Here is a 12,047-nt window from a genome sequence, read left to right on the forward strand (position 1 = left end):
TTAATAAAGGGTCAAAACCCGAACATTTTGTATGTGAAGTAAGAAAAATATTTCTCTTCAAAAGATATTGCAGAGATAAGTTTCTTAGGGTAGGATATAAGTATATTTAGAAAATTCAATTTCCAAACGCTACAAAGAATCTTTGTACATCGATTTTGCAGTTCGCGTTTTCTTAGTATGGGCTATAGGCTCTTAATTTATCCAAGATTACTGAAGGAGATCACTCAAACGGTTTCTGAAGTTTTAGGAGAATTGGCAGAGAATGTATTCGATGATGCTCAAAGGTTTTACCGATGCTTGGGGCTATTTCGTTTCCTTTCATTGGCAGACCATTCATATGCGGGTGAAGATAAGGGGAGAGACTACGGATGTAGCGCCGAAGGAGCAAACTTAGCAGTGAATCTCTCAGGCAAAAGAACTCTTATTGGACGCAACTCTGGAGAGCGCCGCCCGTTTTGGGACGGCCACCAAAGGGGAAAACCTATTACATAGGTAAACTTTCAGGTTTCAGGACAGAGAAAAAGCTCAAATGGGCTTTCTCTGTCCTTTTTTGTGCTTTTTTCACATCATGAATCAGGATATACCTGATGCGAAATGACAAGAAGCTTTTGATAATGAAGCCAATTAATTTCAAAAAAAATCTGAAGGGGGTCATTTTTTGACCAATTTAAAAAGAACACCACTATTCGAGGTTTATCGTGAATACGGAGGTAAAACGATTGATTTTGGCGGCTGGGAACTTCCTGTCCAATTTTCGGGTATCAAGGACGAACATGAAGCCGTACGTACAAAATCGGGGTTATTCGATGTTTCCCATATGGGGGAAGTCGATGTTAAGGGTCCTGGGAGCCTTTCCTTTTTACAGAAAATGCTCACTAATGATATATCAAAGCTGCAGCAGGGCGGTGCCCAATATACCGCCATGTGTTATGAAAACGGAGGCACGGTTGATGATCTTATCGTGTATAAAAGGGCAGAGGACGACTATCTGCTCGTGGTCAATGCAGCGAATACAGAAAAAGATTTCAATTGGCTTCAAGCTAATTTAACGGAAGATGTCCAAATTACGAATGTATCGAGTGACTATACACAGCTGGCACTTCAAGGACCATCTGCAGAAAAGATATTACAAAAACTATCGGGAAATACTGACTTAAGTGAAATTGGATTTTTCAAGTTCAAGGAAAATGTCCTGATTAACGGTATCTCCACGTTGGTATCCCGTACTGGATACACTGGTGAAGATGGTTTTGAGATATATAGTGACAGTGAAAATGGTCCTGCCCTTTGGAAGGCGATTATGGAAGCCGGAAAGGAAGAGGGGGTTCAGCCGATTGGTTTAGGTGCTCGTGATACCCTGCGTTTTGAAGCGAAACTGCCGCTTTATGGGCAGGAGCTTTCAGCGGACATCACCCCGATAGAAGCCGGTATTGGTTTTGCAGTGAAAGTGGATAAGGAAGCGGATTTTTTCGGGAAAGCCGTTCTTGCTGAGCAAAAGGAGAATGGAGCTCCCCGCAAGCTTGTGGGAATTGAAATGATTGACCGTGGCATTCCGCGTCATGGGTATAAGATCTACAGCGGTGATAAAGTCATTGGTGAGGTCACGACCGGTACCCAATCACCCACGTTGAAGAAAAACGTGGGATTGGTACTTATCGATAAGGAATTTTCGGTACTGGATGCGGAAGTAGAAGTGGAAATCCGTTCCAAGCGTTTGAAAGCCGTTATCATACAAACACCTTTTTATAAAAAACCACGTAAATAGAGGGGAATGGTCATTAGATGAAACATCGTTATTTACCCATGACAGAGCAAGATAAACAAGAAATGCTGGAAGTGATAGGGGTATCTTCTACTCAAGAACTTTTCAATGATATCCCTGAAAGCGTTCGTTTCCAAGGAGAATACGATATTAAGCCTGCTAAATCGGAACCTGCATTAATGAAAGAATTATCAAGGCTAGCTGCCAAGAATGCGGACCTTAAAAGCTATGCTTCCTTCCTTGGTGCGGGTGTCTATGATCATTACGCACCGGTCATCGTCGATCATGTTTTATCCCGTTCTGAGTTTTATACGGCTTATACACCGTATCAGCCAGAAATTTCACAGGGCGAGCTTCAGGCGATCTTCGAATATCAAACGATGATATGTGAATTGACGGGAATGGATGTAGCTAACTCATCCATGTATGATGGCGGGACGGCGCTAGCCGAAGCAGCCATGCTTGCTTCTGGCCAGACGCGGCGCAAGAAGATTCTCATTTCAGGAACCGTTCATCCTGAATCAAGGGAAGTTGTGAAGACATATGCGAAAGGGCAACGGGTGGAAGTGGTCGAAATTCCTTATAAAGACGGTGTGACGGATTTAGCTGCTTTAAGGGAATTGGCGAATGATGACATTGCAGGAGTGATCGTGCAATATCCGAACTTTTTTGGCCGCATCGAGCCATTGAAAGAAATGGAGGAAATCATTCATGGTGTCAAGTCCATGTTTATCGTTTCCAGTAACCCGCTTGCATTGGGAGCTTTGACATCCCCTGGAGCACTCGGTGCAGATATCGTAACGGGGGATGCCCAGCCATTCGGCATTCCAGCGGCATTTGGGGGACCTCATTGTGGCTATTTTGCCGTTACTAATAAACTTGTTCGGAAAGTTCCGGGCCGACTCGTCGGTCAAACGGTGGATGAAAATGGTAAAAGGGGGTTTGTACTGACCCTTCAAGCTCGTGAACAGCACATCCGCCGTGACAAAGCCACATCCAACATTTGTTCCAATCAAGCTTTGAATGCCTTGGCAGCTTCTGTAGCAATGACCGCGCTTGGGAAAAAGGGTGTCAAAGAAATGGCTGTGCAAAATATTCAAAAAGCGCATTATGCGAAAAAAGCAATTATGGCAAAAGGGGTGGAAGTGATATTCGACGGTCCTTCATTTAATGAATTTGTCATTAAACTGCCTGCTTCGTTTTCAGAAATCAATAAAAACCTTTTTGAAAAAGGGATGATCGGCGGCTTCGATTTAGGGACGGTTTATCCTGAGCTGAAAGATCATATGCTGGTCGCGGTAACTGAACTTAGAACAAAAGAAGAAATTGATGCACTTGCGCAGGAATTGGGGGATCAACATGAATAATCAAGATCAATCACTCATTTTTGAAATCAGTACTTCCGGTCGAATCGGATACAGTCTGCCAGAAATGGATGTTGCAACTATTTCGCTCGAAGAAATTCTTCCTGCCGACTACATCCGTGAAGAAGAGGCAGAACTTCCTGAGGTGTCCGAACTTGATATCATGCGTCATTATACAGCACTTTCCAAGCGGAATCATGGAGTGGATTCGGGTTTTTATCCGCTGGGTTCATGCACGATGAAATATAATCCGAAAATAAATGAAAATGTGGCGCGCTTCAACGGTTTTGCCCATATCCATCCATATCAGGATCCGGCTACTGTTCAGGGAGCATTGGGACTATTATTTGATTTGCAGGAACACTTAACGGAAATCACCGGTATGGACCAAGTGACATTACAGCCTGCAGCAGGTGCTCACGGTGAATGGACTGGATTGATGATGATTCGCGCTTTTCACGAAGCGAATGGCGATACAGAACGGACTAAAGTGATTGTGCCTGATTCTGCACACGGTACGAATCCTGCCTCTGCAACTGTTGCCGGCCTTGAAACGATTACAGTGAAGTCGGATGAAAATGGGTTAGTCGACCTTGAGGATTTAAAGCGTGTTGTCGGACCGGATACCGCGGCCTTGATGCTGACGAATCCCAATACATTAGGATTGTTTGAAGAAAATATTTTGGAAATGGCCCAACTTGTCCATGACGCAGGTGGGAAGCTTTATTATGATGGAGCCAACCTGAATGCAGTTCTATCGAAAGCACGACCGGGTGATATGGGCTTTGATGTGGTTCACTTAAATCTCCATAAAACATTCACAGGCCCGCATGGCGGCGGCGGCCCGGGTTCTGGTCCTGTAGGGGTGAAGTCGGACTTGATTCCTTACTTGCCTAAACCGCTTGTGGTCAAACAAGGTGAGCAATTCGTTCTTGATTATGATCGTCCGCAATCCATCGGCAGGGTAAAACCTTATTATGGTAATTTCGGGATAAACGTGAGGGCGTATACGTACATTCGTTCAATGGGGCCAGATGGTCTTAAAGCCGTCACCGAGAATGCGGTCATCAATGCCAATTACATGATGCGTAGGTTGGAACCATTTTTTGACTTACCATATAATCGTCATTGTAAGCATGAATTCGTATTAAGCGGACGCCGTCAAAAGAAATTAGGGGTAAGGACTCTCGATATAGCCAAAAGATTGCTGGATTTCGGTTATCATCCTCCGACCATTTACTTCCCGTTGAACGTGGAAGAAGGAATGATGATAGAACCGACTGAAACCGAGTCGAAAGAAACGCTGGATGCGTTCATCGATGCGATGATCCAGATTGCCAAGGAAGCGGAAGAAACCCCGGAAATCGTTCAGGAAGCTCCGCATACAACCGTTATAAAGCGGCTTGACGAAACTCTTGCTGCAAGAAAACCTGTTCTGCGTTTTCAAGCATAGACTGATAGCTTACACGAAAAAAAATCCCTGCCAGCCGGCGGGGATTTTTTCATGTTTATGTAAGAGTTCATTAAAAGTTCAACAGTTAACTTTCATTCCCTAAAGCCCGCATGATGCAGAAGAAGTCTTTTTAATTTAAAAGAGCCCATGCGGAGATGGGGTCTTATTTCTTTGCTTTGATTTTCCCGGTCCACATCTTGAAACCGCCCTTTAGGTGAAAAAGTTCCCTGTAGCCCTTTTTGTATAGCATGGCTGCAGCTCTTCCGCTGATGATTTCGCTCTGAGCGTACAAATATACAGGCTTGTCCGGCCTAATTTCAACCAAGCGGGTTTTCATTTGAGTCATAGGGATGTTTCTTGCGCCTAAGATATGACCATTATCGAAATCATTCGGTTCCCGCACATCGATTAGCTGCACTTTTCTGTAGTTAGCGATAAATTCGTCCTGTGTTAATGTTTTAACGATTTTACGCTGGCGGTACCAATTAAAAAGTGAATACGCAATAACCACTCCCAAGATGATGAGCAGTGTATATAATATTTCCAAACATAAAAACTCCCTTCTACCTTAACGAATACAGACAATCCTTATTATATAATTGCTTTACCCAATAATCAAAAAGAATTTTCATCAAATTCTTCATCGACTTGATAGCACGTTCTTTTTTAGAGTGTTAAAGTCTGTTAAACTACTACATGTGAGTTTTTTGTGGGGGATTGAAAAACAGTCTATTGAAACGAGGGGTAAGGATGACTAAAGAAAAATGGGGTTTTATAGATTCGGGGTATTGTTCACCGGGTTTTAATATGGCTTTGGACGAAGCATTGTTAAACTGGCAAAGCAAAGGTGAAATTCCGCCAATCATACGCTTTTACGGCTGGGATCCAGCAACATTGTCGATTGGTTATTTTCAAAAGGCTGAAGCGGAAATTGATTTGGAAGAGGTCAAAAGGCAAGGCCTTGGTTTTGTTCGCAGGCCAACAGGAGGACGAGCGGTACTGCACGAGCATGAATTGACTTATAGCGTAATCGTTCCAGAATCCTATCCGGGAATGCCAACTACCGTTACTGAAGCATATCGTGTCATTTCTGAAGGAATATTAATGGGGTTCAGGAATCTGGGATTGGATGCTTATTTTGCCGTGCCTCGAACAAATCAGGAAAAAGAAGCTTTAAAATCGCCCAGGTCTTCCGTCTGTTTTGATGCTCCAAGCTGGTATGAACTGGTCGTCGAGGGCAGGAAGGTCGCTGGCAGCGCTCAAACCAGGCAAAAAGGCGTCATCCTTCAGCACGGGTCCATTTTGCTTGATCTTGATGATGATAAGCTTTTTAGCGTATTTAAATTCTCAAATGACAGGGTTAAAGAGAGAATGCAAAAAAACCTGAAAAATAAAGCTGTGGCCATAAATGACATTGCTGGAAGAAAGGTTACCATCCCTGAAGCGAAAGAAGCTTTTGAAAAAGGTTTTGCCGAAGGACTTTCGATCGATTTAGAGCCATACGTCCTAACCGAAAAGCAATTGCAGGAAGTGAAGGCCATTGCAGAAAGTAAATATGAAAGCGATGAATGGAATTTCATGAGATAGAAGAAGTGGGATAATAAGAGTGATAAAAGAAAAAAGTTTTTTCAGATTTTTTGACCTAATAAGGTATCCCTTGCAGGGATAAGCCCTAAAAGGGATGGGGAAAAAGCAAGGTCCAAATTAATTGAAATCTGATGAAAAATTATCGTAAATCGACATTTTCCTCCCTTTTGCTAACTATATTAATTGATTTATCGTTTGACAAAATAAAAAGTTATTCAAAACAAACACAATATATAGTAGTTGAAATATTTAATGCGACACTATATATTGATTTTTGAGTTTCGCTATGATAAATTTAGGGTACTTGTTAAGCGAAACGGACATGTAAGGCTACATAAGGATTTTTGCGGCAGCAAGAACGGATCTTGAAACATATAAAGGAGAGGGAATTATGTCGGTTGTAATAAAAGAAGCTTTAAAGGTTGATCTAGAAAGGTTGAATAAGGATATTTCTTTATTTCCCCAGGTTCACCCTGTAACTGCTGATATGAAAATGGCGCATAAGGGAGTGTCCCGTCTAGTCATGCTTGACCGCTATTCTTTTAAGGATACTGAAAAAATCACACTCTCGGCAGGCGATTTCGTCGTGTTGACGATTAAGGAAGATCCGAAATTCCCGGCAAGGGGTCTCGGTTACATCGTTGAAATTGATTGGGAAACCAAAAAAGCCAAGGTATTGGTGGATGAAGAATTCCGTGGCGTATTGGATAATCCGGAAGAAGTGGAGACGGGAATTGTTAACCGTCCGTTGGATATAATCGAAAAGCCGCTTGAAATATACTATGAACAAATTGCGAAACGTAATGCAACGGGCTTGGCATCAGTGGAAACCACGGAAGAAAAAAGAACGGAATGGTTCAATAAATTCTATCAAGAATTAAAGAACCTTAATTTTGTCCCGGCAGGACGAGTATTATACGGTGCAGGTTCCAATACGGACGTTACTTATTTCAACTGCTATGTAATGCCATTCGTACCGGATTCACGTGAAGGGATCTCAGAACATAGGAAACAAGTGATGGAGATCATGAGCCGCGGCGGCGGAGTGGGTACGAACGGATCGACACTGCGTCCAAGAAACACTCTGGCAAAAGGGGTGAATGGAAAATCCTCTGGTTCAGTATCATGGCTTGACGATATTGCAAAACTGACGCATCTTGTTGAACAGGGCGGCAGCAGACGCGGCGCGCAAATGATCATGCTTGCTGATTGGCATCCTGATATTGCGGAGTTCATCATTTCCAAAATGCAAAATCCAAGGATTCTGCGTTACCTAGTGGAAAACACTAAAGATGAAGCCATCAAGAAATATGCGACGGATAAATTGAAATTCACGCCGCATACGGAACAGGAAACGGCTATGTATCAAGGGATCATCAATTATAAGGAGATTCCTGGCCAAGGTGGGTTCAGTGAGAAAATCATTAGGGATGCAGAAGAAAAGATCCGTACAGGTGGAACGTACAGTGTCCATAATCCGGATTTTCTGACTGGAGCCAATATCTCTATTTGCCTGACTAAGGAATTTATGGAAGCGGCGGAACAAGATGCGGAATACGAATTGCGTTTTCCTGATGTAGAGAGCTATAATGCCGAAGAAATGGCCATTTACAATGAAGAATGGCATAATGTCGGTGATGTTCGTGAATGGGAAAAAATGGGTCACAAAGTCCGTGTTTACCGTAAAATCCGAGCTAAAGAGCTTTGGAACTTAATAAACATTTGTGCCACATATTCTGCTGAACCAGGAATTTTCTTTATCGATAATGCTAATGAAATGACGAATGCCAAAGCATACGGTCAGCAGGTCGTTGCCACGAACCCTTGTGGCGAACAGCCATTGGCCCCATATTCAGTATGTAACCTTGCGGCAGTCAATTTGGCTGAAATGGCTGATAAAGATAGCAAAACGGTTAATTTCGAGAAACTTAAGCAAACCGTCGAAGTCGGTGTGCGTATGCAGGACAATGTCATTGACGCAACTCCTTATTTCTTGGATGAAAACAAAAAACAGGCACTGGGCGAGCGACGGGTTGGCCTTGGTGTAATGGGTCTGCATGACCTGTTGATTTATTGTGAAACGGAATATGGTTCTGAAGAAGGAAATATCCTGGTTGACAAGGTATTTGAAACGATTGCGACTACTGCTTACAGGGCTTCTGTGGAACTTGCTCAAGAAAAAGGCAGTTTCCCGTTCCTGATCGGGTCAACGGACGAAGAAACCAATGAGCTTAGAACACGTTTCACCCAAACTGGGTTTATGGAAAAAATGCCGGAAGATATCAGGGAAAGTGTTGCTGCACATGGCATCCGTAACTCTCATTTATTGACAGTGGCCCCTACAGGAAGCACAGGAACGATGGTTGGGGTATCAACAGGTCTTGAACCATATTTCTCTTTCACGTATTTCCGCAGCGGCCGTCTGGGTAAATTCATAGAGGTGAAGGCTGACATTGTACAGGAATACTTGGAACGTCATCCGGAAGCCGATACAGAAGAGCTTCCAAAATGGTTCATTTCCGCTATGGAATTAGCCCCGGAAGCGCATGCTGATGTTCAATGCATCATTCAGCGCTGGATTGACAGTTCGATCAGTAAGACAGTCAATGCGCCAAAAGGATATACTGTCGAACAAGTTGAAAAAGTATATGAACGTCTTTATAAAGGCGGAGCAAAAGGCGGTACTGTATATGTGGACGGAAGCCGTGACAGTCAGGTCCTTACGCTCAAAGCGGAAGAAAACCAAATGGACGAGCAGCTTGAAATGGATGAATTGACAGATGTGGAAGTTAAGAAGAAAGTTGTTTTGGTCGATACGATAAATGAACTGCGTTCGACGAATGTTACAATTGGATCGGAAGTGGGTAACACTTGCCCGGTATGCCGTAAAGGTGAAGTTCAGGAAATGGGCGGATGCAATACATGCACGAATTGCGGAGCGCAATTGAAATGCGGGCTATAAGCTGATGGAAGGGAAGTCGTTAAGTATGCTGCAAAGCTATCTTAACGACTTTTTTTTCAAGTAACTGCCTGTTCAGTTACATAGCAAAAGAAGACCGAATCCTCGTAAATTCGGTCTTCTTTTGCGTTCAATCAACCATTTTCATTTTGCTGCCCTATTTCCTTTTCAGCTAGATATTGGTTGCCATCTTTCAATACCGAAAATTCATCGACCGAGTCTCCAGGTATATTCCTTGGATTTGGATATTTATTATCTGTTTGGACGGTGATCGCTTGTTGCCCCGTTCCATTTGTCAAGAAGTCTCGTTTATTAACCATATCGCATCTCCTTCATTTTGAATTACCAAGTATAAACAATCATGAGGCTAACAGAATAAAGAAAAACTATCCTTATGAATTAGATTGTGTAGTTCGATTGAAAATATGAACAAATCGATAAAAGAATGGAGATCGAAATGAAACCATTTATGCCACAGTTAGTATATATTGAGCCAAGGGCACTGGAATACCCGCTTGGCCGGGAATTAAAAAAGAAATTTGAAGATTTGAACATTGAAATCCGTGAGACCACATCGCATAACCAAATTAGGGATCTACCTGGAGAAAATGATCAGCAAAAATATCGTGTCGCCAAATCGACGCTTGTGGTAGGAATCAGAAAAACATTGAAATTCGATTCCTCAAAGCCATCTGCTGAATATGCCATACCTCTTGCTACAGGGTGTATGGGGCATTGTCACTATTGTTATTTACAGACGACACTCGGATCAAAACCATATATTAGGACATATGTGAATCTTGATGAGATTTTCGAAGCAGCCGAAAAATATATAAATGAGAGAAAGCCTGAAATTACCCGTTTTGAGGCAGCCTGTACATCGGATATCGTCGGAATTGACCATTTGACACATTCGTTAAAAAGGGCCATAGAATATTTTGGAAAAAGTGAATATGGGGTTCTAAGGTTCGTAACTAAATTTCATCATGTCGACCATCTGTTGGATGCTGAACATAATGGAAAAACAAGATTTCGATTCAGTATAAATTCACGTTATGTGATAAAGAATTTCGAGCCCGGAACTTCGAGCTTCGAAGAAAGGATGGAAGCGGCACGTAAAGTGGCAGGGGCAGGATATCCCCTCGGTTTTATCGTAGCTCCAATATATCGTCATGAAGCATGGAAGGAGGGCTACCATGAATTATTCGAACGGCTAAGTGAGGCTTTGAATGGGGTGGATATCCCTGACTTGACCTTCGAATTAATTCAGCATCGGTTTACTGGCCCAGCAAAAAAAGTGATTCAAAAAAACTACCCGAAAACAAAATTGGAACTGGACGAAACAAAGCGTAAATATAAATGGGGCCGATATGGAATTGGTAAATATGTTTATCAAAAAGAAGAAGCCGCAGAACTGGAAACGACCATTCGTGGGTATATCGCTGAATTCTTCCCTAAGGCGGAAATTCAGTACTTTACCTGAATCAAGGCAACTTTTCTATTAAAAACTGTCATAAATCGCTCTAATCCTGCTTAGAAATGTAAAGACCGGATTAGGGGAGGGCAGCTATGATTATTGACGGCGTTTTTTCCGGAGGCGGGATTAAAGGCTATGGTTTAGTGGGAGCCCTGCAGGAATTAGAAGAACGGGGATTTGTATTCCATCGAACAGCCGGTACAAGTGCAGGCTCCATAATTGCAGCTTTTGTAGCAGCTGGATACACAGGTAAAGAAATGGAAAAGCTTTTTCTTGATATAGATTTAAGCGGTCTGCTGGACAAAAGGCGTGGTCTTTTGCCTATCCCGTTTGCCAAATGGATCCTTTTATACTGGAAACTTGGCCTTTATAAAGGCAACGCCCTGGAGACATGGGTCGCCGGTAAACTTGCCGAAAGGAATGTAGTCACCTTTAAGGATATTCGACCGAAATCCCTCAGAATCATAAGCTCTGACATTACAAATGGGAAATTGGTGGTACTGCCTGATGATTTACCGAACTATGGCATTGATCCGAGCACTTTTCCAGTGGCAAAGGCAGTAAGAATGAGTTGTAGCATTCCTTATTTTTTTGAGCCAGTCAAACTTGATGTCGGAAAACGCAAGTTCCTTTTTGTAGATGGAGGTGTGTTAAGCAATTTTCCAATGTGGCTATTCAATTCCGATCATGTAAGAAAGGAAAGGCCAGTCATCGGTTTGCGCCTAAGTGTCGATGAGATATGGAAACCGCATGAGGTGGATAATGCGGTTGAATTGTTCTCCGCATTATTCAAAACGATGAAAGATGCCCATGATGCACGGTATATTTCCAAGAAACACGTCCATAATATTGTATTTATTCCGATGAAGGGAATTTCTGCAATGGATTTCAATCTGAATGATGAAAAAAAGGGTGAATTGATGAATCGGGGCAGGCAGTGCACGAGAGAATTCCTTAAAAAATGGACTTATTGATTGTAAATAAAAAATCGGGCTCTTAAAAAGAAGCCCGATTTTTCTTTTTATTCTTTTTCCCTTCGATGACGGTTAAGTGACTATCCGTTTTCTTTCTCCATTTTATTTTCTTTGATGATTTTGCTGCAGAGAAGCTAGCCACATTATCTTTTTTCGAAGTTCGGTTTTTTAGCCTTTTTTTCGATTGGCGGGCAGCCTTTCGGAATGCCTGCTGCTCTTTCTTAACTGGTTTTCCCTTTGTTAATCCGGTATAAATCATATAAATAATCCCTGCGACAATGGCTATTATGAGAATGTTTCTAAAAAAGCCAATCGGGTCATTAAATAGTCGGCTCATTAGTCCGAGGACTCCGAGGGCGATGATTCCGTATATCATGAAAGATATGAAACGTTTCAACAAAGACACCTCCTTAAGAGCATCATAAGCATTTCTAGCTTATTTTAAACATCATTAATGTAAAATATTTGAAA

At 42.4% G+C, this 12,047-nt stretch carries 10 protein-coding genes and 2 riboswitches; of the genes, 7 read left to right on the forward strand and 3 right to left on the reverse strand.

What is annotated here, in order from left to right:
• The first annotated feature begins 343 nt into the window (after positions 1 to 343).
• Positions 344 to 431, forward strand: a riboswitch (glycine riboswitch).
• A gap of 3 nt (positions 432 to 434) precedes the next feature.
• Positions 435 to 518, forward strand: a riboswitch (glycine riboswitch).
• A 140-nt stretch (positions 519 to 658) separates the two neighbouring features.
• The 3 genes from gcvT to gcvPB are packed head-to-tail and all read left to right on the forward strand — an operon-like array spanning position 659 to position 4,579.
• Positions 659 to 1,765: a glycine cleavage system aminomethyltransferase GcvT gene (gene gcvT / locus ACQKFG_RS05730; protein ID WP_192205484.1), complete on the forward strand. Its 1,107-nt coding sequence runs from the start codon at positions 659 to 661 to the stop codon at positions 1,763 to 1,765.
• Positions 1,766 to 1,782: 17 nt separating this feature from the next.
• Positions 1,783 to 3,129 carry an aminomethyl-transferring glycine dehydrogenase subunit GcvPA gene (gene gcvPA / locus ACQKFG_RS05735; RefSeq protein ID WP_342614150.1) on the forward strand — a complete coding sequence of 449 codons (1,347 nt, stop codon included), beginning with the start codon at positions 1,783 to 1,785 and terminating at the stop codon, positions 3,127 to 3,129.
• Positions 3,122 to 4,579 (forward strand): aminomethyl-transferring glycine dehydrogenase subunit GcvPB, encoded by a 1,458-nt coding sequence (gene gcvPB / locus ACQKFG_RS05740; protein WP_192205482.1) that lies wholly within the window; start codon positions 3,122 to 3,124, stop codon positions 4,577 to 4,579. The genes gcvPA and gcvPB overlap by 8 nt, the downstream gene beginning before the upstream one ends.
• A gap of 163 nt (positions 4,580 to 4,742) precedes the next feature.
• Here gcvPB and ACQKFG_RS05745 read toward each other — a convergent pair whose 3' ends face one another.
• Complete coding sequence (locus ACQKFG_RS05745) at positions 4,743 to 5,126, reverse strand: rhodanese-like domain-containing protein (protein ID WP_076365383.1); 384 nt, start codon at positions 5,124 to 5,126, stop codon at positions 4,743 to 4,745.
• A gap of 203 nt (positions 5,127 to 5,329) precedes the next feature.
• Between ACQKFG_RS05745 and ACQKFG_RS05750 the strand changes: the two genes are divergently transcribed.
• Entirely contained in the window at positions 5,330 to 6,166 is an 837-nt protein-coding gene (locus ACQKFG_RS05750) for a lipoate--protein ligase family protein (RefSeq protein WP_192205481.1), read from the forward strand.
• A 391-nt stretch (positions 6,167 to 6,557) separates the two neighbouring features.
• Positions 6,558 to 9,128 carry a vitamin B12-dependent ribonucleotide reductase gene (locus ACQKFG_RS05755; RefSeq protein ID WP_427556989.1) on the forward strand — a complete coding sequence of 857 codons (2,571 nt, stop codon included), beginning with the start codon at positions 6,558 to 6,560 and terminating at the stop codon, positions 9,126 to 9,128.
• A 131-nt stretch (positions 9,129 to 9,259) separates the two neighbouring features.
• Here the strand turns inward: ACQKFG_RS05755 and ACQKFG_RS05760 are convergent, their stop codons facing one another.
• Positions 9,260 to 9,445 carry a hypothetical protein gene (locus ACQKFG_RS05760; protein ID WP_427556992.1) on the reverse strand — a complete coding sequence of 62 codons (186 nt, stop codon included), beginning with the start codon at positions 9,443 to 9,445 and terminating at the stop codon, positions 9,260 to 9,262.
• A gap of 137 nt (positions 9,446 to 9,582) precedes the next feature.
• Here ACQKFG_RS05760 and splB point away from each other — a divergent pair, with 137 nt between their 5' ends.
• Positions 9,583 to 10,608 carry a spore photoproduct lyase gene (gene splB / locus ACQKFG_RS05765; RefSeq protein ID WP_349727994.1) on the forward strand — a complete coding sequence of 342 codons (1,026 nt, stop codon included), beginning with the start codon at positions 9,583 to 9,585 and terminating at the stop codon, positions 10,606 to 10,608.
• 86 nt (positions 10,609 to 10,694) lie between these two features.
• A complete protein-coding gene (locus tag ACQKFG_RS05770; protein ID WP_349727995.1) occupies positions 10,695 to 11,576 on the forward strand; it encodes a patatin-like phospholipase family protein in 882 nt (293 codons plus the stop codon).
• A gap of 22 nt (positions 11,577 to 11,598) precedes the next feature.
• Here the strand turns inward: ACQKFG_RS05770 and ACQKFG_RS05775 are convergent, their stop codons facing one another.
• Positions 11,599 to 11,973: an SA1362 family protein gene (locus tag ACQKFG_RS05775; protein WP_081395494.1), complete on the reverse strand. Its 375-nt coding sequence runs from the start codon at positions 11,971 to 11,973 to the stop codon at positions 11,599 to 11,601.
• Positions 11,974 to 12,047: the final 74 nt, after the last annotated feature.

It is taken from the genome of Peribacillus sp. NPDC076916, assembly GCF_050269675.1.
GTDB lineage: Bacteria > Bacillota > Bacilli > Bacillales > DSM-1321 > Peribacillus > Peribacillus aracenensis.

Excerpts from the sequence above, each read along its gene's own strand:
- gcvPA (WP_342614150.1), top strand. The coding sequence starts at position 1,783 with ATGAAACATCGTTATTTACCCATGACAGAGCAAGATAAACAAGAAATG.
- gcvPB (WP_192205482.1), top strand. The coding sequence starts at position 3,122 with ATGAATAATCAAGATCAATCACTCATTTTTGAAATCAGTACTTCCGGT.
- ACQKFG_RS05750 (WP_192205481.1), top strand. The coding sequence starts at position 5,330 with ATGACTAAAGAAAAATGGGGTTTTATAGATTCGGGGTATTGTTCACCG.
- ACQKFG_RS05755 (WP_427556989.1), top strand. The coding sequence starts at position 6,558 with ATGTCGGTTGTAATAAAAGAAGCTTTAAAGGTTGATCTAGAAAGGTTG.
- ACQKFG_RS05760 (WP_427556992.1), bottom strand. The coding sequence starts at position 9,445 with ATGGTTAATAAACGAGACTTCTTGACAAATGGAACGGGGCAACAAGCG.
- splB (WP_349727994.1), top strand. The coding sequence starts at position 9,583 with ATGAAACCATTTATGCCACAGTTAGTATATATTGAGCCAAGGGCACTG.
- ACQKFG_RS05770 (WP_349727995.1), top strand. The coding sequence starts at position 10,695 with ATGATTATTGACGGCGTTTTTTCCGGAGGCGGGATTAAAGGCTATGGT.